The sequence below is a fragment of the Burkholderia sp. AU30198 genome (assembly GCF_020419825.1).
In the GTDB taxonomy this organism is placed as follows: domain Bacteria; phylum Pseudomonadota; class Gammaproteobacteria; order Burkholderiales; family Burkholderiaceae; genus Burkholderia.
Genome location: NZ_JAIZSA010000024.1, coordinates 1 through 22,774 on the forward strand (window position 1 = coordinate 1; position 22,774 = coordinate 22,774).

At 65.6% G+C, this 22,774-nt stretch carries 19 protein-coding genes and 2 pseudogenes; 13 read left to right on the forward strand and 8 right to left on the reverse strand.

Features of this window, described 5'->3' with window-relative positions:
* Positions 1-128: 128 nt before the first annotated feature.
* Positions 129-317: pseudogene (locus tag LGN19_RS34870) on the forward strand (IS3 family transposase); the annotation flags it as partial.
* A gap of 64 nt (positions 318-381) precedes the next feature.
* Here LGN19_RS34870 and LGN19_RS34875 read toward each other — a convergent pair.
* The 3 genes from LGN19_RS34875 to LGN19_RS34885 form a co-directional block, all read right to left on the reverse strand.
* On the reverse strand, positions 382-951 hold the full coding sequence (locus tag LGN19_RS34875) for a DJ-1/PfpI family protein (RefSeq protein ID WP_226219743.1): 570 nt from the start codon (positions 949-951) through the stop codon (positions 382-384).
* A gap of 251 nt (positions 952-1,202) precedes the next feature.
* Positions 1,203-1,538 (reverse strand): H-NS family nucleoid-associated regulatory protein, encoded by a 336-nt coding sequence (locus LGN19_RS34880; protein ID WP_226219744.1) that lies wholly within the window; start codon positions 1,536-1,538, stop codon positions 1,203-1,205.
* Between the two features lie 1,038 nt (positions 1,539-2,576).
* Positions 2,577-2,954: a heavy metal-responsive transcriptional regulator gene (locus tag LGN19_RS34885; protein ID WP_226219745.1), complete on the reverse strand. Its 378-nt coding sequence runs from the start codon at positions 2,952-2,954 to the stop codon at positions 2,577-2,579.
* Between the two features lie 98 nt (positions 2,955-3,052).
* Between LGN19_RS34885 and LGN19_RS34890 the strand changes: the two genes are divergently transcribed.
* The 3 genes and pseudogenes from LGN19_RS34890 to LGN19_RS34900 all read left to right on the forward strand — a co-directional run.
* The gene (locus LGN19_RS34890) at positions 3,053-3,880 is read left to right on the forward strand and encodes an SDR family NAD(P)-dependent oxidoreductase (RefSeq protein WP_226219746.1); all 828 of its coding nucleotides are present in this window, start codon (positions 3,053-3,055) and stop codon (positions 3,878-3,880) included.
* 284 nt (positions 3,881-4,164) lie between these two features.
* Positions 4,165-4,581 carry a VOC family protein gene (locus LGN19_RS34895; RefSeq protein ID WP_226219747.1) on the forward strand — a complete coding sequence of 139 codons (417 nt, stop codon included), beginning with the start codon at positions 4,165-4,167 and terminating at the stop codon, positions 4,579-4,581.
* Positions 4,582-4,685: 104 nt separating this feature from the next.
* Positions 4,686-5,194 (forward strand): annotated as a pseudogene (locus LGN19_RS34900) (IS5 family transposase); the annotation flags it as partial.
* A 16-nt stretch (positions 5,195-5,210) separates the two neighbouring features.
* Here the strand turns inward: LGN19_RS34900 and LGN19_RS34905 are convergent.
* The 3 genes from LGN19_RS34905 to LGN19_RS34915 all read right to left on the reverse strand — a co-directional run bounded on the left by LGN19_RS34905 (position 5,211) and on the right by LGN19_RS34915 (position 8,720).
* Positions 5,211-6,131 carry a bestrophin family protein gene (locus tag LGN19_RS34905; protein WP_089454338.1) on the reverse strand — a complete coding sequence of 307 codons (921 nt, stop codon included), beginning with the start codon at positions 6,129-6,131 and terminating at the stop codon, positions 5,211-5,213.
* Between the two features lie 177 nt (positions 6,132-6,308).
* Positions 6,309-7,316 (reverse strand): cytochrome d ubiquinol oxidase subunit II, encoded by a 1,008-nt coding sequence (gene cydB / locus LGN19_RS34910; protein WP_122950539.1) that lies wholly within the window; start codon positions 7,314-7,316, stop codon positions 6,309-6,311.
* 3 nt (positions 7,317-7,319) lie between these two features.
* Positions 7,320-8,720 carry a cytochrome ubiquinol oxidase subunit I gene (locus tag LGN19_RS34915; protein ID WP_122950538.1) on the reverse strand — a complete coding sequence of 467 codons (1,401 nt, stop codon included), beginning with the start codon at positions 8,718-8,720 and terminating at the stop codon, positions 7,320-7,322.
* 426 nt (positions 8,721-9,146) lie between these two features.
* Between LGN19_RS34915 and fdhD the strand changes: the two genes are divergently transcribed.
* The 5 genes from fdhD (at position 9,147) to LGN19_RS34940 (ending at position 13,498) form a co-directional block, all read left to right on the forward strand.
* Complete coding sequence (gene fdhD / locus LGN19_RS34920) at positions 9,147-10,016, forward strand: formate dehydrogenase accessory sulfurtransferase FdhD (protein WP_226219748.1); 870 nt, start codon at positions 9,147-9,149, stop codon at positions 10,014-10,016.
* On the forward strand, positions 10,016-11,230 hold the full coding sequence (glp, locus tag LGN19_RS34925) for a gephyrin-like molybdotransferase Glp (RefSeq protein ID WP_226219749.1): 1,215 nt from the start codon (positions 10,016-10,018) through the stop codon (positions 11,228-11,230). The genes fdhD and glp overlap by 1 nt, the downstream gene beginning before the upstream one ends.
* A gap of 217 nt (positions 11,231-11,447) precedes the next feature.
* Positions 11,448-12,572 carry a GTP 3',8-cyclase MoaA gene (gene moaA / locus LGN19_RS34930; RefSeq protein ID WP_226219750.1) on the forward strand — a complete coding sequence of 375 codons (1,125 nt, stop codon included), beginning with the start codon at positions 11,448-11,450 and terminating at the stop codon, positions 12,570-12,572.
* Positions 12,573-12,618: 46 nt separating this feature from the next.
* A complete protein-coding gene (locus tag LGN19_RS34935; protein ID WP_226219751.1) occupies positions 12,619-13,188 on the forward strand; it encodes a molybdenum cofactor biosynthesis protein MoaE in 570 nt (189 codons plus the stop codon).
* A gap of 52 nt (positions 13,189-13,240) precedes the next feature.
* Complete coding sequence (locus tag LGN19_RS34940; RefSeq protein ID WP_174957370.1) at positions 13,241-13,498, forward strand: MoaD/ThiS family protein; 258 nt, start codon at positions 13,241-13,243, stop codon at positions 13,496-13,498.
* A gap of 74 nt (positions 13,499-13,572) precedes the next feature.
* Here the strand turns inward: LGN19_RS34940 and LGN19_RS34945 are convergent, their stop codons facing one another.
* The gene (locus LGN19_RS34945; protein WP_174957371.1) at positions 13,573-14,490 is read right to left on the reverse strand and encodes a LysR family transcriptional regulator; all 918 of its coding nucleotides are present in this window, start codon (positions 14,488-14,490) and stop codon (positions 13,573-13,575) included.
* 147 nt (positions 14,491-14,637) lie between these two features.
* On the opposite strand from LGN19_RS34945, the gene LGN19_RS34950 reads away from it, so the two are divergent.
* From LGN19_RS34950 to LGN19_RS34960, 3 genes are all read left to right on the forward strand, one after another.
* Complete coding sequence (locus LGN19_RS34950) at positions 14,638-15,579, forward strand: hydroxymethylglutaryl-CoA lyase (RefSeq protein WP_122950531.1); 942 nt, start codon at positions 14,638-14,640, stop codon at positions 15,577-15,579.
* Positions 15,580-15,586: 7 nt separating this feature from the next.
* Positions 15,587-16,738, forward strand: coding sequence for a CaiB/BaiF CoA transferase family protein (locus LGN19_RS34955; RefSeq protein ID WP_122950530.1), 1,152 nt, complete (start codon positions 15,587-15,589; stop codon positions 16,736-16,738).
* Between the two features lie 178 nt (positions 16,739-16,916).
* Complete coding sequence (locus LGN19_RS34960) at positions 16,917-18,356, forward strand: MFS transporter (protein WP_226219752.1); 1,440 nt, start codon at positions 16,917-16,919, stop codon at positions 18,354-18,356.
* Between the two features lie 53 nt (positions 18,357-18,409).
* Here the strand turns inward: LGN19_RS34960 and LGN19_RS34965 are convergent, their stop codons facing one another.
* Positions 18,410-19,834, reverse strand: a complete 1,425-nt coding sequence (locus tag LGN19_RS34965; RefSeq protein ID WP_174932707.1) for a PLP-dependent aminotransferase family protein — start codon at positions 19,832-19,834, stop codon at positions 18,410-18,412.
* Between the two features lie 678 nt (positions 19,835-20,512).
* Here LGN19_RS34965 and LGN19_RS34970 point away from each other — a divergent pair.
* Positions 20,513-22,690, forward strand: coding sequence for a DUF4132 domain-containing protein (locus LGN19_RS34970; RefSeq protein WP_226219753.1), 2,178 nt, complete (start codon positions 20,513-20,515; stop codon positions 22,688-22,690).
* Positions 22,691-22,774: the final 84 nt, after the last annotated feature.

A 22,774-nucleotide genomic window follows, 5' to 3' on the forward strand; every position in this document is an offset into this window, starting at 1 on the left:
TGGGGGCGTGCTGCTCACGATTGGAAGGCAGCCATGAACCAATTCGCCATCCTCTACGAGGATCGGTTCGTTCGACCATCCGTGTGAATCTCAACCCGTCTTGAACACGGAAATTCTGACACCCCCGCTTCTTCAAGACTCTGAAGGTCGAACGCATCTACCAAACGCGCTACGAGGCTCGGGCTCAGGCTCGCCTGGATATCGTCGACTGGATCGACTGCCTCCCCCTGTCGAATACGAAACGCTCCCCATCGCTGCATGACGTGCCGTACGTGAAAAACGGGCAAGGTCATGCTGAAGTGCCTTCATTAACTTGAACCAACCTGCCTCTACAATTCCTGGTGAGGTTCAGACGGGTACTTTCAGCAAGCTGTCAAACAATCACCTATGCTCCGCCGCCAGCATTGATCTGAACTGCGAGACGATCTCCGGAGATAGACCTACGCTTTCAAACACGGCGCAGGTAAAGCTGACCGGCGCGGGACCGGGTGCAGTTATGATGCCGTCAGCAACAACGGCTACCGGGCTGTTGCGATAAAGTGAGGCGCCATCATAGGTAGCGCAGTTTTCTCGCAAGAAATCGACGTTGTTCGACGTATGGGGAACAGTGTCGAGCAGACCGGCTCGCGCAAGCGCCAGCGTTCCTCCACAGATACCCGCAACTGTCGAACCGTTTGTCCGGAGGGTGCGGAGAAATTCCCGCAAATCAGGGGCGCCCGTGCTTTCCCAAATCACTCCGCCGATGATGACAACAGCGTCCGGCTTCCACTCCAGGCATTGCTGCAGACTACCGTCCACCGTCACCATCAATCCGCCTTGTGAACGGAACGGCCCTGAAACAGGGGCGAAAAATCTGACGTCGATCCCATAGAACGGCGACGCAGTTCCCGCAATGAAAGCATATTCCCAGTCCGCAAAACCGGGGGTCAGTATCAAGCCTACTTTTGGCATTGCTCAGAATCCTCCATGCACAAAAAATAAAGGGTATGCGCCCGGCACAGGCCCCGCGAATCAATCGACCATCCCGATCAAGCTGTTCCGCGCATTCATGCTTTCGACTTTTTCTTCCAGTCTCGACGTGAGGATCGCCTATCCCTGTTGCAAATTATCCGCCAACGCCGCGTCGCGAGTGGACGGAGCGTCGTCATACGGCACTGATTCGGCAAACTGGCTCACCGCCAGATCCCACGTCTTTCCGTCGGTCAGTTGGCCCTGGTCTTCTTGAAGGTGGACGGCAATTTGGCGATGACGAACTGACGACGATCCTTGCCCCTGATCCAGAGCTGCGCATTGCCGCGCCCGCTCCACTCCTTTCCACTCGCCGGATCGCGATAGCGCGCCGGCAGCACTTTCACGATGTACGGCCCCCGACTACCATTGCGGCCGACCAGGTCGCGATGCTTGATCGCATAGGTATCCATCAGCGAGTGAACCTGCGCGATCGCATCGACGCGTTCGCGCGCGCGTGCCTGCTCGATTTCCTCGTCCAGTTCGGCCAGCTCGACTACGAGCTCTGCATAAGTCTTGCTCGCGCTCATCTTCTGATCCCTGCCCCGCACTCTCACGTCAACTCACATGATTCGTATCACTAACTGACTTTTTCACGGCACCACGCGACGACGGCATTCATTCGATCGACAAGCGGCTCGCGCCGGCGAATCGAAACACGCGACATGAGCGCAACGACACGTCGCCACGCACCGGTACACAGTGCGCGCCCCGCGCCGAACCAATCTTCCGCCCCGGACGATCCCCGCTGCAGATGTTCGGCGACACAATCGCGCCCTGCGTTTCACATATCGAGTGATATTTGAAATGCAATCGTAATGGGATCTGTCTTAAATATCAACTGATATCCTGCCTGCCATGAACGTGGCCCCTGCCCCCCACGGCTGAGCGTCATACCATCCTGTCGGTTCTCCGGCGCGGCCAGGAAGCAGCGCACGTGACGCGGTTGACAGCCAGTCGAGAAGCCACGTCAAGGTCATCCGCGCCAATGAAGGCCCCACCGTGGCTTCGGAGCAGGCTCACTACGCCGCCACCCTGCTGGCTGTCTGTCCTGCGGGCGTTCAGCGCGACCTCTACCGGCTCGCGGTCGAGCCAGGTGCGCCACGGCTGTCTGAGCCGCATCCATCGGGAACGATTGAGCATGTCGTCCTCTGTCGCGGACGTGCCCGACTGGGGCCCGCCGGGCGCCCCGTCGAACTATCCGCCGGCGACCATGCGAGCGATTCGGCCGACGAGGCCCACGTGTTCGAAGCACTCGAACCCGGAACCACCGCCGTCATGTTGATCGAGCACACGTGATGCACGACATCCGGTGCCGAGTCGCCAACTGAACGAAGTTCAGGAATTCGACAGCCCCTCTGTCGCGTCATCTCCCACGACACCCCGCCGCGGCGATCTGCTTCCCCAGCCGCTGCCCGATCACCGGCCGCCACGACACCAGGCTGACCCCCATGCCGCCAGAGCATCGATCAGCGACTGAGCCGCGACGGCTTCCCTGCGCCTGCTGACACCCGTGACAACTCGCATGGGCCCCTCTCCGCGACTCAATGTCTTCGTCGCGCGCGCCGTCATCGTGCGATTTCCCCATCGACACATTCGCTGCCTACTTTGGCCAGCGCATTCAGCAGCCCTGCACGCAACGTAACCAATGCCTGGCTCTTTTCGTCGAGCTCATCGAGCTTGGCTTGCAGGCATGCGGCTTTTTGCGCAACGCCGAACGTCGGGCTATCCCACACGTGGATGACGTCGCCAATTTCCGCGAGCGTGAAGCCCAGTGCCTTCGCGTGGACGATCAGCCGTATCCGCTGTAACGAGACTTCGGAATAGCGCTTGTACGTATTTGTCGTGTGAGGTCGTGTTGCTTTGTCCAGCAACCCCATCCGCTCGTAGTAGCGCACGGTATCCCGCGATACACCCGCCCGCTTGCACAGTTCGCCGATAAGCATGCGACCTCCCTCCAATGTCGTGGACCGTCATTAAGGCTTGACCGTTGCCTTAAGTCAACGGTTTACAGTCCACTCACCTTCCACTCCATCAGCAGGCCATGAGTAATCGTTTCGATTTTCGCGGAAAGACAGCACTCGTCACCGGTGCATCGTCGGGTATCGGACGCGCATTCGCCTATGCGTTGGCTAGACGTGGCGCGAAACTTTTGCTTGTCGCCCGCTCTCACGACAAACTGCATGATCTGGTCGCGGAATTGCAACGCGACCATGCGTGCGACGCCGGTTTCCTGACGGTTGACCTGAGCGCCGCCGGCGCCGTCCAGACGATCGATCATCACCTGAAGGCTAGCGGTACGGTTGTCGATGTCCTCGTCAACAATGCGGGCTTTGCGGCTTATGGGCGCTTCGAAACGATACCGTGGACGCGTCAACGCGATGAAGTCCTCGTGAACTGCATGGCCGCGATCGAGCTGACTCATCTTCTGCTGCCGGGGATGCAGGCACGATCGGATGGTGCGGTCATCAATGTCGCATCGACAGCCGCATTTCAGCCGGATCCTTATATGGCCGTATACGGCGCCACCAAGGCCTTTCTCTTGTCGTTTTCCGAAGCGGTATGGGCCGAGAACCGGCATCGCGGCATTCGTGTCGTCGCGCTGTGTCCCGGCGCAACGCAAACCGCCTTTTTTGAGGTCGTGGGTGCCAAGGAGGCAGCTGTCGGCTCGCCAATGCCTGTCGCAAACGTCGTGCAGGATGCCTTGTGGGCGCTCGATCGCAACCGGAGCTATCGGATTGTCGGGACGCAAAATCGGCTGCTTGCCAATTTGCAAAGGCTGTTGAGCCGCGAGATGTCGGCACGCCTGGTCGAGAAGATCCTTCGGCCTAGAGACGCTCGGGATCGGGTGACCGGGGACGTCAACGCTTAGCCGTGACATCTCGCACGCGGACCGCTACCGCACGTTGATTGCTACGCGCGCGCATCGAGAATCACCGCACCGGGTTGCCCCAGATGTCCATATGCCACACGAATTATCAAGCGCATATCGTTTGCCATCCTTATGTTTTCAGATACACCGCTTGCCACGACGTGAGGTTCGTCTGCTACAACCGGCATAGCGCACCTGTACCGGCCAACTCATGACATTCACGGTTACGTCTAAATCGGTGACAATTCATGTGAGCAAGACGGCCCACCTGTGAGGTGGATCTTATGCTTCTCCACGTCATTATCGTGAGCAAATCCAAAGATACCGAGGAAAGAATGCGACCGACATTGAGCCGGATAATGCTGTATGCGAAGGACGTCCAGGCGACCTGCGCTTTCTATGAACGCCACTTTGGCTTCGAGTGCAAGTTCGACCCCGATGGTCGGATAGCCGAACTGGTTTCGCCGCATGGGGGCGCCATCATCATGGTTCATCAAGCCGGAAAGGGCTTGAAGTCTGGACAGGCGTCCGTAAAGTTGGTGTTCGATATCGAAGACATTGAGGGTTTCAAGGACCAATGTGCAAGGAGAGGGCTTGAATTCGGCGCATCTCATGGTGCAGATGGCTACAGCTTTGCAAACGCAAAGGACCCTGACGGAAATTCGATATCAATCTCAAGTCGCGGGTTTGCCACCAAGTAGTGGCGAACGTTCACTTGGAGACGGTTTCATAAAGGGTCCGTGGGGCTGTTGACTTTCGCTGCGAGCTGCTGGCCTCAGGCATCGGAACAACCGGGACCGAGGAGATGGGCAAGCCGATCATCGACGACGAATTGTGGACACTGATCGAACCGCTGCTGTCACCCTCCAAGCCCCGGCGCGAGACGAACCCGGGCCGCCTGCCTGTTTCGAATCGCGCCGCGCTGACTGGCATCTCGTTCGTTCTCGAGACGGGGCTTCGCTGGCGCGAGCTGCCTGCCGAGATGGGGTGCGGCTCGGGCGTGACCTGTTGGCGACGACTACGCGACTGGCAGGCGGCCGGCGTGTGAGGCCGCTTGCACGAGCTGCTGCTCGCGAAGCTGCGAGCAGCAGACCAGACCGACTTCTCGCGAGCCGCTGTCGATTCGCGATCGATTCCCGCCGTTGGGGCGGGCCAAAAGCCAGGCCAAACCCTACCGATCGCGCGCGACCCGGTTCCAGGCACCACATCGTCACCGACGCCAACGGCACGCCGCTCGCCGCGATCCTGACCGACGCGAACGTCAACGATGTCACGCAATTGCTGCCGCTGATCGACGCGATCCGCGACTGCCGCGCTTGCGCGCCCCCGCTTACGTGATCTGGTACGTCGACGCCGGCACGAATTCCTCCGGCAGCGGGCGGTCGCCCAGTTCGAGCACCGACCGCTCGATCGTGCGCGATATCGCGTCGAGCGCCAGCGCGTTCGGCGCAAGGCCGAACGGCTCGGCCACCTCGCTCGCGATCGCTTCGAGTGCGATCAGCGTGTACGAGATGAACACGCAGATCAGCGGCGTGAAGAACTCCGTCGAATCGACGAGGCCGAACGGCAGCAGCACGCAATACGCATACACGGTGCGATGCAGCAGCACGCTGTACGAGAACGGGATCGGCGTCGACAGGATGCGTTCGCACCCGCCGACCGATTTGCCCACCTCGTCGAGTTGCGTCTCGAACATCCAGCAGGTCGCGTCGCTACCGGGCGCGCGACCCAGCGCGCGGACGATGCCGCCGCGCAGCTCGTCGAGGATCGCGACGGGCTTGAAGCATTTGCCGCCAAGCTCAGTCGTGCGTTCCGCGCCGAGAATGCGCTGCAGGTCCGCCGTCGGATCGGTATGACGAAGCTGATGCTTCAGTGCATAGGTGAGCGCGATCAGCAGGTCGGCGAGCCGGTTGCGCTCGGCATCGCTCACGCTGTCGGGCAGGTAGCGATTGAACTGCGATGTCAGCGTACGCGCCGCGATCAGCAGGTTGCCCCACAGATGCCGCGCCTCCTTGAAGCGCTCGAAACTCGCGCTGTTGCGAAACCCGAGAAAGATCGCGAGCGCGAGCCCGAACAGCGTGAACGGCGCGGTGTTGAGCGGGATCTTTTCGCCGAAGATGCGCCCGTTCGTGAAGACCGCCAGCGTACTGACGACCGCCATGAACACGAGCTGCGGAATGATCGATTGCAGCACGGAGCCGTTCCAGACGAACAGCATCCTGAGCCAGTTTTGTTGTGGTCGGACGATCATGGTGTTTTCTCGACTGCCAGGGGATGCATCGAACGGCGCATCTGCGCCCGATGCGCAACGGCCCGCGCGTGGCGGGCCGCTGTCGGGTAAATGCCGGGCAAGTGTGCCGCGCTGCGCGTGATGATACGCCCGCGCCCGCCATGCCCGTCACATCATGCGGCGTTCAGTGATAGCCGCTCAGTGATAGCCGATATCGCCCTCGCGCACCTTGCCGCGGAACACGCGGTACTGCATCGCGTTGTACACGAGGATGATCGGCAGCACGATCACCGTGCCGACGAGCGCGAACTTCTGGCTCGAATGGCTCGACGAGGCGTCCCAGATCGTCAGCGACGGCGGCACGATGTTCGGCCAGATGCTGATCACGAGCCCCGTGTAGCCGAGGAACACGAGCGCGAGCGTCAGCAGGAACGGCGTGGCCTCGTGCTCGCGCTTCACCGTGTGGAAGATGCCCCACACGCACGCGATGACGAGAATCGGCACCGGCAGGAACCAGCCGAGGTTGCCGCTGCCGAACCAGCGATGCGCGACAGCCGGCAGCCCGATCACGGTCCACAGGCTGACCACGCCCATCACGGCGAGCAGCACGCCCGCGAGCGGCTTCATCAGGAGGCGCATCTTGCGCTGCAGTTCGCCGTCGACCTTCAGGATCAGCCAGCCGCAGCCGAGCGTCGCATACGTGACGAGCACGCCGATCCCGCACAGCAGGCTGAACGGCGACAGCCAGTCGAACGGCCCGCCCGCGAACTGGTTGTTCTCGATCTTGATGCCCTGCAGCAGCGAACCGAGCACGATTCCCTGGCAGAACGCGGCAAGTGCCGAGCCGCCGATGAACGCGAGATCCCACATGTGTTGCGTGCGGGTAGCCTTCGCGCGCAGTTCGAACGCCGCACCGCGGAAGATCAGCCCGACCAGCATCAGCACCAGCGGCAGGTAGTTCGCCGGCAGCAGCGTCGAGTACACGACCGGGAACGCGCCATAGAGCCCCGCACCGCCGAGCACCAGGAACGTCTCGTTGCCGTCCCACACCGGCGCAACGGTGTCGAGCATCACCTGGCGCTCGGCCTTCGCGTCGAAGAACGGAAACAGCAGGCCGATACCGAGATCGAAGCCGTCCAGCATCACGTAGATGAATACGCCGAGGCCGATGATCGCGGCCCAAATGACAGGAAGATCGATTTGCATGGCTTACTCCGCTTCGGTCACGTTCAGCGGCGTGGACAGCGCGCTCTTGCGCAGCCCCGGATGCCGGTGCAGCTCGATATACCCGGCCTGGGCAGCCGGCCCGCGCTTCATCAGTTTCATCATGTAATAGATACCCGTTCCGAACACCAGGAAATACACGACCACGAAGATCAGCAGCGACACGCCGACCTGCTGCGCGCTGAGCGGCGCAACCGAATCGACGGTGCGCAGCACGCCGTACACGGTCCATGGCTGACGCCCGACCTCGGTCGTGATCCAGCCCGCCAGCAGCGCGAGGATGCCCGACGGCCCCATCGCCACCACGAACCACTGGAACCAGCGCGTTTCATACAGGCGCCCGCCCTTTCTCAACAGCAGCCCGAGCAGCGCGGTGAGCAGCATCAGCATCCCGAGGCCCGCCATGATCCGGAACGTCCAGAACACGATCGGCGAATACGGGCGATCCTGCGGCGGGAATTCCTTCAGCCCGCGAATCTCGCCGTCCCAGCTGTGCGTGAGGATCAGGCTGCCGAGGTGCGGCACCTGGATCGCATAGCGCGTGGTTTCGGCCTGCATGTCGGGCAACCCGAAGAGGTTCAGCGCGGTGCCGCCCTTCTCGGTTTCCCACAGCCCCTCGATCGCGGCGATCTTCGCCGGCTGGTATTCGCGCGTGTTCAGCCCGTGCGCATCGCCGACGACGATCTGGATCGGCGCGAGGATCAGCAGCATCCACAGCGCCATCGAGAAGCTGCGCTTCACCGGCTCGTCGCGGCGCCCCTTGAGCAGGTGCCACGCACCGCAAGCGGCGACGATGAAGCCCGCGACGATGAACGCCGCAATCGTCATGTGTACGAGGCGGTACGGGAACGACGGGTTGAAGATGATCTTGAACCAGTCGACCGGCACGACGAGGCCGTTCTCGATCTTGTAGCCCTGCGGGGTCTGCATGAAGCTGTTCGACGCGAGAATCCAGAACGTCGAGATCAGCGTGCCGACCGCGACCATCAGCGTCGCGAAGAAGTGTGCGCGCGGGCTCACGCGCTGCCAGCCGAACAGCATCACGCCGAGGAAACCGGCTTCGAGGAAGAACGCCGTCAACACTTCATACGTGAGCAGCGGGCCCGTGATGTTGCCCGCGACGCGCGAGAAGCCGGCCCAGTTGGTGCCGAACTCGTACGCCATCACGACGCCGGAGACCACGCCCATCCCGAAGCCGATCGCGAAGATCTTCGACCAGAACTGGAACATGGATTTGTAGGCGGCATCGCCGGTGACGAGGTAGCGCCATTCCAGCACTGCCAGGAAGCTCGCCATGCCGATGCTGATCGCCGGAAACACGATGTGGAACGACACCGTGAACGCGAATTGCAATCGGGCGAGATGGAACGCATCGAAGATTTCCATGACCGTAATTTGCTCGTGGTTGTGAGGACGTACGCTCGAAGCAGGAAATCGCGCGACGGCTTGGCGACAACACATGCGAACACAAACGGTCACTCGCATGGCATCGAAGCGTGAATGACGATATCGCGTTTGCAACGATACTCGCAATCGTTCGAACGTGCGTTGAAACTGTGCTGCCTCCGCTGCCGAAGATGTGTGTACGGAAAACACATTTCGTGCCTGCGGGATGGTCAGCTGTACTGCTTTCCGCATTGCGGCGCTGTATATCCGGCGCACCTTTCATCCCCGTTAACATCCGATGCAAAGCCTGCCCGCGGCCACGGTGCGCCCCTCGGTCGCCCCCCGCCCGGCAGCATCGAATCCCCTGGTCGGGCATACGCGCCCGCCCCGGCCGGCCCACCGGCCGATCCGACTGGAGAAAACCGCATGGAGTCCTGCATCCGCCGCGACGATCCGACCGGCAGCACCGCGTGTCATGTGACACGTCACCGTGCCGGCGAAGCGCGCGACACCGTCGACCGCGTCGTCGACGAAACGCCGGTTGCACTCGTGTTCAACGATATTGCGCACACGGTCATGATGGCGACCCCGATCGACCTCGACGTGTTCGGCCTGGGCTTTGCGCTGAGCGAAGGCATCGTCGAGCGCGCGTCGGACGTATTCGACATCGAAAGCGAATGCCGGGCCGGCAGCGCCGAAGTGCGGCTGACCGTATCGCAGCAGGCGTTCATGGCGATGAAGGCGCACCGGCGCGCACTGGCCGGCCGCACGGGCTGCGGCGTATGCGGGATCGAAAGCATCGCGCAGCTCGACCTGCACCCGCCGCGTATCGCCGCCGCCGGCACCGCCGCCGGTATCGGCGCGGAAGCGATCGCACGCGCCGCACGCGAGTTGCCGGCCCACCAGACGCTGATGCGCGAGACGGGCGGCATTCACGCGGCCGCCTGGTGCGATCGCGACGGCGCCGTGCTCGACGTGTTCGAGGACGTCGGCCGCCACAACGCGCTCGACAAGCTGATCGGCCGGCTCGCGCGGCGCCGCGCGAACCTGCACGAAGGCTTCGTGTTCCTGTCGAGCCGCGCAAGCTACGAACTGGTGCGCAAGGCCGCGCGGGTCGGCATCCCGATGATCGCGACGATCTCCGCGCCGACGTCGCTCGCGATCGACGTCGCCCGCGAAGCCGGTGTGCGGCTGCTCGGCTTCTGCCGCAACGACGGCTTCGTCGAGTACGTGTCGCCCGACGCCGTTCAACCTGATCAACCGGCGCTCGCTCAAGCGCATCCGGCTCTCTCCTGATGAAACCACTGACCGATTTCGATACCGCGCAGCACCATTTCGCCAGCGCGTTCGCGCCGCTCGAGGCCACGATCTCCGTCCCGGTCGCGGAAGCCGCCGGCCACGTGCTGGCCGCGCCGCTCATCGCCGTACTCGACCAGCCGCCGGCCGACCAGAGCGCGATGGACGGCTACGCCGTGCGTCACGCGGATCTCGCGCACGGCGAGCCGCTGCATGTCGCGCAGCGCTGCTATGCGGGCGACACGCCGGCGCCGCTGGCCCTGCGCACGGCCGCACGCATCTTCACCGGCAGCATGATTCCGCCGGGCGCGGACACCGTCGTGATGCAGGAGCACGCACGCGAGCAGGACGGCTGGGTCGCGTTCGATGCGCCGCAGCGCAGCGGCTCGCACATCCGCCGCCGGGGCGAGGAAGTGCACGCCGGCGACCTGCTCGTGCCGGCCGGCGTGCGGATGGGCGCGATGCATGTCGGCGTCGCCGCCGCGCAAGGGCTCGCGCGCGTCGACGTGCGCCGGGCGCTGCGCGTCGGCATCCTGACGACCGGCGACGAGCTCGTCGTGTGCGGGCAGCCCCGTGCGCCGCAACAGATTTACAACAGCAATGCGCCGATGCTCGCCGCGCTGGTCGCGGGAACCGGCGCCGAGGTCGCGATGAGCCTGCATGCGGCCGACACCGCGCCCGCCGTCGATCGCGCGCTGCGCGATCTGCACGCGGGCTGCGACCTCGTGATCTGCGTCGGCGGCGCGTCGGTCGGCGACAAGGATCTGCTGCGCCCCGCGCTGGACGCGCTCGGCGCGTCGTTCATCGTCGCAGGCGTACGCATGAAGCCGGGCAAGCCGGTTGCACTCGCCCGGCTCGACACGCATCCGGTGGTGCTGCTGCCCGGCAATCCGGGCGCAGCGATGACAGCGTTCGCGCTGTTCGTCGCGCCGCTGATCCGTCGCCTGCAGGGGCGCAATGCACGCCTGCCGATCGTGCCGTCGCTGCCGATCGACGTCGATTTCGAACCGGATGCGCAGCGCGAGCGCTTCGTGCGCGTGCACTGCACCGTCGGCCTCGACGGCACGCCCGCACTCGATACGCTGCGCCAGCAAGGCGCCGGCACGCTGCAGTCGCTCGTGCAGGCAAGCGGCCTTGCCCGGCTGCCGGCCGGGCAGCGCATCGCGTGCGGCGACGCGGTACCGTATTACGAATTCGCGCACTGGCTCGCATGAACGCGACGCCGGACACGCGCCCGATCCGCGCGATTCGCCACACAGGCCGCGCAGGTCGCACCGGCCGCTCGGCGAACTGTATTCCTGCAATTCGGGCGCGATTGTGTCCCTGCCGGAAAAACCCGACGGACTATCCTCACCAAGAGGCTCGTCACGCGCCGTGCGCGTGCACATCCGCACACGCACGGCCGACCGGCGACGCCCCACCGCTTACTTCTTGCAGGCCGACGAACCGATCGTGAATGCCATCGTTTCCGCCGCGCCGGCCGCTGCCGCACCTTCCGGCGGCGCATCGCCCGGCGCTTTCCCCCGCACGTCCGACACGCTCGGCCGCCCGCTGCGCGACCTGCGCCTGTCCGTGATCGACCAGTGCAATTTCCGCTGCGGCTACTGCATGCCGCGCGAAAGCTTCGGCGCCGACTACGCGTTCATGCCATCGTCCGAGCGGCTGTCGTTCGCGCAACTGGAAAAGATCGCCCGCGCGTTCACGTCGCTCGGCGTCGAAAAAATCCGCATCACGGGTGGCGAGCCGCTGCTGCGACGCAACCTCGAAGCGTTGATCGAGCGCCTCGCCGCGCTGACGACCGTCGACGGCAAGCCCGTCGAAATCGCACTGACCACCAACGGCTCGCTGCTGGCCGCGAAGGCGCGCACGCTGCGCGACGCGGGGCTGTCGCGCGTGACCGTCAGCCTCGATGCGCTCGACGACGCGGTGTTCCGCCGGATGAGCGATGCCGACGTGCCCGTGTCGCGCGTGCTGGCCGGCATCGAGGCCGCGCAGGCGGCCGGGCTCGCGCCGGTCAAGGTCAACGCGGTGATCGAGCGTGGCGTGAACGACGACCAGATCCTGCCGCTCGTGCGCCACTTCCGGCAGTCGGGCGTGGCCGTGCGCTTCATCGAATACATGGACGTCGGCGGCGCAAGCTTCTGGTCCGGCGACAAGGTCGTGCCGGCCGCGCAGATGCGCGCGCTGATCGATGCGCACTATCCGCTCGTGCTCGTCGGCGAACCGGCACACGACGCGACCGCGATCCGTTGCGCGCACATCGACGGCGCGGGCGAAGTCGGCTTCATCGCGAGCGTGTCGCATCCGTTCTGCGGCACCTGCTCGCGCGCCCGCGTGTCGGCCGACGGCAAGCTCTATACGTGCCTGTTCGCAACGCAAGGCACCGACCTGCGGCCATGGCTCGACGATGCAGCGTCGACCGCCGAACTCGCCGCCGCGGTGCGCGATCGCTGGGCGCAACGCGACGACCGCTATTCCGAGCGCCGGGCCGCACGTCCGGCCCGCGCGCCGGGCAAGACCTATCCGACCGTGCGCATGTCGCTGGTCGGCGGCTGAGGGGCCGCCGCGCGACACAGAACGCACCGACAACAGGAGAATCGTCATGACGACTTTCACCGAATCCCGTGCCGGGCTGCCGGACGATCCGTTGCACGCCGGCAGTCCCGCTCCCGACAGCGCGACCGAGCCGCACCCCGAGCCGCCACCGGCGATTACCGCCGGTTTCGAAGTGCGCGTGCAGTACGCGCCGATCGACGCCGGCGCCGAGCTCGCGCCGATCGTTCGCAATCCGAATGTTGGCGCGGTCGTCAATTTCCTCGGCGTCGTGCGCAACGAAGGCGATGTCGACGATGTCGTCGCGCTCGAGGTCGAGCACTATCCGACGATGACAGAGCAGGCCCTGTGGAGCATCGTCGAAGAAGCCAGCGCCCGCTGGCAGCTCGAAGCGATCAAGATCGTGCATCGCGTCGGGCGCATTCCGCTCGGCCAGGCGGTCGTGCTGGTCGTGGTGGCCGCCGCGCATCGCGGGTCCGCGTTCGATGCGTGCGAATTCCTGATGGACTTCCTGAAGACCCATGCACCGTTCTGGAAGAAGGAGATCCGCCACGATGGCGTATCCGGCTGGGTCGAGGCGAAGGCGCACGACGACCAGGCAATGCGCCGCTGGGGCTGAACGTGCGCGCTGCACCCTTTCCGATTCCGCCGATTCCTTTCAAGACATCGCGATGAAACTGACGATCAAATACTTTGCAAGCATTCGCGAACAACTCGATCGCGACGAGGAAATCGTCGAGATCGATGCGTGCGAACTCACCGTCGACGCACTGCGCGACACGCTGGCCGCACGCGACGCGCGCAGCGCGGAAGCGCTGCGGATGGACCGGCCCGTGCGCGCGGCCGTCAATCTCGAGATGGTGACGGGCGGCTTCGTCGTGCGGGAGGATAGCGAGGTGGCGTTTTTTCCGCCGGTGACGGGCGGCTGAAATCACGATGCGCCGGAACGAACCCGGCGTGACATCGACCGCCCGTTGCAGTCCGCACGCGTTCGCGCTGCGCATCAGCCGCGCGCACCCGGCATCGCGGCCCGGCTCGACAGATAGTCGACCATCCGCTGTGCCGCCGGTTGCAGCGCATCGAAGCTCCTGAAACAGACGACGAACCGGCGCTTCGCCCACGCATCGACGAGCGGGATCACCTTGATGCCGAACACCGGCCGATACGTATCGGCCACTTCCATCGGCACGACACTGATCCCGAGCCCGGCCGCGACGACGCGAAACGCGGCATCGAACCCCGACACGATCACGCGATACGACACGGTCGTGCCGGCATCGGCGGCCGCGCGCTGCAACAGCGTGTGAACGGCGGTCGTCGGCAGCAGGCCGACATGCTCGTAGCCCAGCGTCTGCTCGAAGCTCAGCGACGGCTCGTTCGCGAGCGGATGATCGCGGTGCACGGCCAGCGCCAGCCGGTCCTGCCGATACGGCCGATGCTGCAGGCCCTGAAGATCGACGTTGTCCCAGCACACGCCCACGCTCGCCGCGCCCTCGCGCAACTGCCGCACGAGTTCGGACGACAACCGCTCTTCCACGTCGACCCGGATGTTCTCGTTGGCCGGCTCGCGCATGAACGACGAAATGTCGTCGAGCAGTGCCTCCGCGATCGCAGACGCCGATGCGCAGATGCTGACGCGCCCCTTCAGCCCGCCGCCGAACGCAGCGATATCGCTCGCGATGCGCTCCATCGTGAAGAGCACGCTGCGCGCATGCTCGAGCAGCGCATTGCCCGCGGCCGTCGGCTCGACGCCGCGCCGCGAGCGCGTGAGCAGCGGCACGCCCAGGTCGCTTTCGAGTTGCGCGATGCGCTTGCTGATCGCCGACGGCTCGATATGAACCGCCTCCGCCGCCCGCGCCATATTGCGGTGATCGCACACGGCAACCAGCAGCCGTAGCGTTTTCAGGTCGATGTCGCGCATCTGCCGTCTCCAGGCAATCAAGCATTCAGACATTCCATTTCGGAAACGTAACGGTTCCGAAATACCGCTTTAATGTCCATCAGGAATGTCTAAAGTTAGCACGACGCCGGTGCATCGACACGGGCGAAATCAACGGAGACAAGCGACATGCGGTCGTTCCCCCAGCATGCAGTCATTCGCGAAGTCGGCTTGCGCGACGGGCTGCAAAGCATCCCGCGCATTCTTCCGACGAAATGCAAGATCGAGTGGATCGGCGACGCATACGCGGCCGGTCAGCGAGAAATCGAGGTCGGATCGTTCGTGCCGGCGCGCCTGCTCCCGCAACTGGCCGATACGGCCGAGCTCGTGTCGTATGCGAAGACGCTGCCCGGCCTGCGCGTGTCGGTACTGGTGCCGAACCTCAAGGGCGCGGAGCACGCGCTCGACGCGGGCGCCGACTTGATGCTGGTGCCGCTCTCGGCGAGCCGCGCGCATAGCATCGCGAACCTGCGCAAGACCCCCGACGAAGTCGTCGCCGAAGTGGCGCGCATCCGCGCCGCGCGCGATGCGGCGGGCTCGAAAGCGCTGATCGAAGGCGGCATCGGCACCGCATTCGGCTGCACGATCCAGGGCCGCGTCGAACAATCGGCGGTGCTGCGTTACCTGCATGCGTTGCTCGATGCCGGCGCCGACCGCGTGAGCATCGCCGATACGGTCGGCTACGCGGGGCCGGCCGCCGTCGGCGAACTGTTCGGCAAGGCGCGCGCCGCCGCGGGCGAGCGCTTCTGGTGCGGCCACTTTCACGACACCCGCGGCCTCGCGCTCGCGAACGTGTACGCGGCGCTCGAAACGGGCGTCGCCCGCTTCGACGCGACGCTCGCCGGCATCGGCGGCTGTCCGCATGCGCCGGGGGCGAGCGGCAACGCGTCGAGCGAAGACCTTGCGTTCATGCTTGCCGACATGGGAATCGAGACCGGCATCGACATTGCCGCGCTGCTGACGCTGCGCGCGAAGGTCGCGCGCTGGCTGGACGGCGAAACGCTGCACGGCGCGCTGTGGCGCGCGGGCCTGCCGGCCACCCACACCACTGCGGCCACCACCATCGCCTGAACCCATCATGAACCACGACACCCGACTTCCACTCGACGGCATTCGCGTCGTCGAATTCACGCACATGGTCATGGGGCCGACGTGCGGGATGATCCTCGCCGATCTCGGCGCCGAAGTGATCAAGGTCGAGCCGCCCGGCGGAGACAAGACGCGCAACCTGCCCGGCCTCGGCATCGGCTTCTTCCGTTCCTTCAACCGCAACAAGAAGAGCGTCGTGCTCGATCTCCATACGCCCGAGGGCAAGGAGGCCGCGGTCGAGCTGATCGGCACCTGCGACGTGATGCTCGAGAATTTCCGCCCGGGCCTGATGGCGACGCTCGGCCTCGACTATGACACGCTGTCGGCCCGCTACCCGGCGCTCGTCTACGTGACGCACAAGGGTTTCCTGCCCGGCCCGTACGACCGGCGCCTCGCGCTCGACGAAGTCGTGCAGATGATGGGCGGGTTGTCGTACATGACGGGGCCGGTCGGCCGACCGCTGCGCGCCGGCACGTCGGTCAACGACATCATGGGCGGCATGTTCGGTGCGATCGGCGTACTCGCCGCGCTGCGCGAACGCGAACGCACCGGGCGCGGGCAGGAAGTACAGAGCGCGCTGTTCGAGAACTGCGTGTTCCTGTGCGCGCAGCACATGCAGCAATACGCGATGACACACGAACCGCCACCGCCGATGCCGGCGCGCGTGTCGGCGTGGAGCGTCTACGACGTGTTCGCGCTCGCGGACGGCGAACAGCTGTTCATCGGTGCGGTGAGCGACCGGCAGTTCGTCACGCTGTGCGACGTGCTCGCCTGCCCCGGGCTCGCCGCCGAACCCGATTTCGCCACCAACGCGCAGCGGGTCGCCGTGCGGCCGCGGTTGCTCGAACGGCTCGGCGCGATCCTGAAGGACCATCGCGCCGCCGACCTGTCGCCGAAACTCGAAGCGGCCGGCATTCCATATGCGCCGATCGTCCGTCCCGAGCAACTGCTCGACGATCCGCACCTGAAAGCGAGCGGCGGACTGGTGCCGATGCAGACCGACGACGGCGACACGACCGATGTCGTGCTGCTGCCGATCACGATGGGCGGACGACGGCCCGGCGTGCGTCAGGCGCTCGCGCGCGTCGGCGAGCACACGCAGGAAGTGCTGGCACGGCTGAAACGCCGCGCGGTCGCATGAGCGATAGCCGATGCCGGCGCGGCAACGGCCAGCCGGCGTCGGTGCCGGCCCGGTCGCGCAACGGGCCGCAGGCCGCCAGGATTCCGGCGCTCCGTCCACGTCGCGTGCGCCTATAACCGTTATCAAGGCAGGCAGCTCGGAGAAGCATGCCGCCGGTCAGAAGATCAGGAGACAACCCATGCATCAGACCGTCACCGCGGGCGGCACCCCGCTCGATACGCCGCAGGTACGTACCGGCATCCGCACCGGCACGGACATCTCCGCGCGCATGGACCGGCTGCCGGTCACCCGGCACCAGTGGATGCTCGTGCTGCTGATTTCCCTCGGCGGCTTCTTCGAAGTCTACGACCTGATCTTCACCGGCTATATCGCACCGGGCATGGCCAGGAGCGGCCTGCTGCAGACCACCACGCAGGCATTCTTCGGCTTCACCGGCATCGCCGCCTTCATCGCGGCGACCTTCGCGGGGCTGTTCGTCGGCACGTTCGGCTTCGGCTGGATGCCGGACCGCTACGGACGCCGCGCCGTCTTCACGTACTCGCTGCTGTGGTACTCGATCGGCTCGGCCATCATGGCGTTCCAGACGACGCCCGAAGGCGTGCTGTTGTGGCGCTTCATCACCGGCATCGGCGTCGGGCTGGAGATCGTCACGATCGATACCTACGTGACCGAACTCGTCCCGCAGCAGATGCGCGGCCGCGCGATCGCGTTCAACCAGGTGGTGATGTTCGCCGCCGCGCCGGTCGCGGCGATCCTGTCGTGGTGGCTCGTGCCCGCGACCGTGTTCGGTCTCGACGGCTGGCGCATCGTGGTGCTGGCCGGCTCGGCCGGCGCCGTGATCGTCTGGTTCATCCGCCGTGCGGTGCCCGAAAGCCCGCGGTGGCTGGCCGCGCGCGGCGACGCCGAGCGAAGCGAGCGGATCGTGAGCCGGATGGAAGCGATCGCCGAGCGCGAGTCAGGCATGCCGCTGCCGCCGCCCGCACCGGCGAGCGAGGCACCCGAAGTACCCCGCGCGGCATTCGCGGCATTGTGGCGCGCACCCTATCGCACCCGCCTGCTGATGCTCGTCGCGTTCAACTTCTGCCAGGCCATCGGCTACTACGGATTCGCGAACTGGGTGCCGACACTGTTGATCGGCCAGGGCATCACCGTCACGAAGAGCCTGCTGTACGCGTTCGTCATCGCGTTCGCGATGCCGGCCGGGCCGCTGCTCGCGATGCGCTATGCGGACCGCATCCAGCGCAAGCACCTGATCGTCGGCGGTGCGCTGGCCGTGATCGTCTGCGGGCTCGCGTTCGCGCAGGTCAGGACCGTCGTGCCGCTCATCGTGCTCGGCGTGCTGATCAGCCTCGCCGGGCAGACGATCTCCGTCGCGTATCACGCGTATCAGTGCGAGCTGTTCCCGACCGAGGTGCGCTCCCGCGCGAGCGGCATCGCGTATTCGGCCAGCCGCGCCGGCGCGATGATGTCGGGCTTCATCATCGCTGCGCTGCTGAAGGACTTCGGCGTGCCCGGCGTGTTCACCGGGATCACCGTGTTCATGCTCATCGTGGTCGTCGTCATCGGCGCGTTCGGCCCAAGGACCAATGGCGTGCGGCTCGAGGAGCTCAATCGCTGACGCCTGGACCCCCCCGGGTTACGCCTATCGGCGCCAGGCAGGCACGCCCCCGTCTACCGCATGCACGCCGAGGCCAGCTTCCCGACCGTGATCACCGCCTGCTCGATCTCCGGCGACCACGGGCTGCTGTAGTTCAGCCGGATGAAGTTCCGGTAGCTGTCCGTGATCGAGAACATGTAGCCGGGCCCGATCGTGATCCCCTGCTCCAGCGCGAGCTGGTACAACCGCATCGCATCGACCTGCGCGGGCAGCTCGACCCACAGCACGTACCCGCCCGCCGGGCTCGAGATGCGCGTGCCCTCCGGAAAGAACCGCGACACCATCGCGCGCATCAGGTTCGCCTGCTGCGCATACGCCTTGCGCAGACGTCGCAGGTGATGCTCGTAGCCGTCGCGTTCGAGAAACTCCGCGATCGCGAGCTGCGGCAACGACGGCGTCGCGAGCGTGTTCAGGAATTTCAGCTTCTCGACCTGGTCGCGATAGCGGCCCGGCAGCGCCCAGCCGATCCGGTACGCAGCCGTCAGGCTCTTCGAGAACGACGAGCAGTGCAGCACGATCCCGCTGCGGTCGTAGGACTTCAGCGAACTCGGATGCGCGTCGCCGAAATACAGCTCGTTGTACACGCCGTTCTCGATCAGCGGCATCCCGGCCTTCGTCGCGAACTCGACCAGTTCGCGCTTGCGCTCGTCGGGCATCTGGAAGCCGAGCGGGTTCTGGAAGTTCGGCATCACCATGCACGCCGCGATCGGCTGCGACTTCGCAATCGCGGCCAGCGCCGCGATATCGATCCCGTATTCCGGATGCGTCGCCACCTCGATCGCCTTCATCCCCATCCGCTCGATCGCATGCAGCATCGCGTAGAACGTCGGCGACTCCACCGCGATCGTGTCGCCCGGTTTTGCAACGGCCTGCAGGCACAGGTTGATCGCCTCCGTCGCGCCGACCGTCACGATGATCTCGTTCGGGTCCACCGACATCCCGTTTTCCAGGTAGCGACGCGCAATCTGCCGGATCAGCCGCGGATGGCCGGGTGGCAGCCCGTCCGTCACGCCCCACAGCGACTTGTCGCGGCCGGCCGCATACGCGTAGCGGTTCAGCTTTTCGAACGGGAACAGGCTCGGGTCCGGGTACGGCGAGCCGAGCGGCACCGCGTCGTCCGTGCCGATCGAGCGCAGCGTCGACAGCACGAGCCGGCTCACGTCGACCGACGACGAGATCGCGATTGGCTTCGACGGCCGCAACTCGCGCACCGGCGCATGACTGTCGTCGCGCCGCAGGTTCACGAAATAGCCCGACTGCGGGCGACTCTCCAGCAGCCCGCGGCTTTCCAGCAGCAGATACGCATGCAGCACGGTCGTGATGCTGATCCGGTGCTGCTGGCTCGCCTGCCGCACTGACGGAATCCGGTCGCCGTGCCGGTACACGCCCTGGCGGATCAGGCGCTCGATGTCGTCCGCGAGTTTTTCATAGAGTTTCATCGCGCGCCTCCCGCCGGCCTGCGCAGCCGCTCCGCCCTGCCGTGTGCGCCCGACACGCACGTGTTTCGCCCGCCGACCGGGCCGTCGTGATTCCTGATCTTTCCCTCCGGTTTTGCCTTTTCCATCGCACTGGCTCTCTCTTGAAGATGCGCCGACAGGGTTCCGGTACGACTGGATCTGCGGCACTGTGCACTTGATGATGGAATCTTAAGAGCAGAACAGTTGGCGACGAGTACACACATCGATCACGCGAACAAGAGTACAGTTCGGCGCGAATCGCCCGGCGTGCGAAAACTGTATGTCTTATGAATGGGTCGCAGCCTTGGCAAGCCGCGCGCAGCGGCGCCGGGCGGAGGTTCGTGACTTTACGGAACGGCAGGACAGCGGTGACGAACGCACGGGGTGGCCGGGACACGTTGCCGGGCAAATCGGGAATGAAAACTGTGCGATCTCACGGTTTTTCATACAATTCCGCCCGTCAGCCGCCCAAAACTCGTCGATCGCACGGTTTCTTCTTGAATTTCGCCGTCGGGATGTAACACAGCGACGCTCGGCGGCGAGATGCACCTGCTGCGCGCGATCCGCCATATCGTCATCCACGAGATGGTCGAGCGGCTGCGGCTGCGCTGACACCACTGACGCCGATCCGATCCCGCCACGCGAGAGCCGCCCAACATCATGACCGAATCCGTCCACCCGCCTGTCGTCGCCCAGCTCGTCGCACGGTTGACCGACACCGCCGACCACCCGCGCTTCACCGGCGCGCCGCTCGACCTGTCGACGCTCGACGCACACGGGCTCGGCGCGGTGTGGCCCGCGCTGCGCCGCACTGAGGAACTCGTCGCGCAGCACGACTACACCCGCGACGATCCGCGCGCCACATTCGCACGCTGGCTGCGCGCACAGATCGACGCGCTCGATCTCGCGCCACTCGTCGATGCCGAGGCCGCGCTCGAACTGTTCCGCGACATTCCGGCCGGCGCGTGGCGGCGCGCGTTACAGGAACTGTCGTGTCTCGATGCGCTGCCCGCGCCCGCGCTGCAGGCCGAACTCTCGCGCATCCTCGACGAACCGCAGAACGACGGCCTGCAAAAACTCTCCGTGTATGGAAAATATGCGCTCCACTCGTTCGCCGGCCAGCGCGACATCACGGCCTTGCGCGACGCGTATGCGCAGTTGAATGCCGATTCACCGGCGCGCGTGCGCGAGCTCGACGTGCTGCCCGAACTCGGGCCGGCCGCGCTGCTCGCGCTGGCCGCGACGAACGACGGTTATTTCGCGCCGAAGCGGCTGTGGTTCGATGCCGACGATCCGGCCGCCACGCTCGCGGAGGAACCCGCTTACGTCGACTTCGCGCGCGATACGCTGACCGAAGCCGCGCGGCACGTCGCCGCGATTCACGCGGGTGACGTCCCCTATCAGGCCGATCGCGCGTTTACGACCGACGACGCGCAGGTCGTCGCGCGCGCGGCGCGCGTCGCGGCCTATCGCGACGCGCCGTGGCTCCCCCCGCTGATCGGGCCGCTGCTGACCGGTGTGTGTGTCGCGCCGACCGCCGCGAAAACCGCGCCGTCGCAATCGCTTGCGATCGCGCTCGGCCATGCGGTCGAGACGATCCCGACACCCGAGAGCCTGCGTGCGCTGCGCGATGCGCTGGCCACCGTGCGTCACGCGGGCGTGCAGAAGAAGCTCGCGCGCAACCTGAAGCCTGCCGAACGCGCGCTCGGCGAACGGCCGCACACCGCGCTTCGCATGACGCTCGACGCGAAGCCCGACAAGAAGCAGCTCACGATGCTCGCCACCTGCATGGAAGCGGGTTTCTGGCAGTCGATGACGCTGGGCCATGCCGAATGGCGCGAGCGCCTCGTCGATGCGCCGGCCGGCGCCGCGTTCTCGACCCGCATGATCTGGCAGGCACGCGCGCGCGACGGCGCGACGGTCTCGTTCATGCCCGACATCGCGAAAGGCAAGATCGTGCTGCGCGATGCCGCCGGCGCGGCGTGCGAACTCGACGCCGACAGCGAGATCCGGCTCTGGCATCCGCTGCTGGCCGATGCGGACGAGCGGCTCGCGTGGCAGCGCGCGATCGTCGGCCGTGCGATCCGGCAACCTGTTCGACAGGCATTCCGCGAGTTCTACGTGCCGGCCGACGAAGACGCCGCGACCAGTGATTCCGCGATGTTCGAAGGTCATGTCCTCGCGAGCCGCCCGCTGCTCGGCGTCGCGCGCCGCGAAGGCTGGTCGATCCGCGCGTACGACGACGGCCTCGCACGCGAGTTCGGCGACGTGCGCGCGACCTTCAACGTCGCTGCGCGGCTCTTTCCCGGCACGGACGGCCAGGGCACGTCGGGCCGGCTGCACGTCGAACGCAGGCTCGAGCGGCGCTGGATGGCCGCGCCGATCGGCGAAATCGATCCCGTCGTGTTCTCGGAGGTGGCGCGCGCGGTCGACCTGCTCGTCAGCGTCGCCGCATTCGCGCTCGACGATGACGCGACGCGCGCGGCCGACACGCAGGCGGACCCGGTGCGCCAGCGCGCCGCGCGAAACGAGCGCGAGCAGCGCCTGCACCGGCTGTCCGACCTGCCGCTCGGCGCGATGGCGCGGCATCGCAAGCAGGTGCTCGCGCTCGTGTTCGCCGAACCGATCGCGCAAGGCCGGATGACGCTCGACGAACGCCATGTGCGCGTCGGCGCGTGGTCGGTACATTGCGCGACCGGGCGCGTGACGCGCGACGGCGAACCCGTCGAGCCCGCGATCGAACCCCCGCCGTCGCCGCTGCGCGCGGTGCCGTGGCTGCCTTACGACGAAGCGCTGCTGCAGCGGATCGTCGATGTCGTCGCGGGGTTGCTGGGCTAAACCGGGAAATGAACAGGGCCGTCGAGATTCATTGCTCGACGCCTATAAATCTATCGACTCGTTTCCGGTAGCCCTATTCATTCG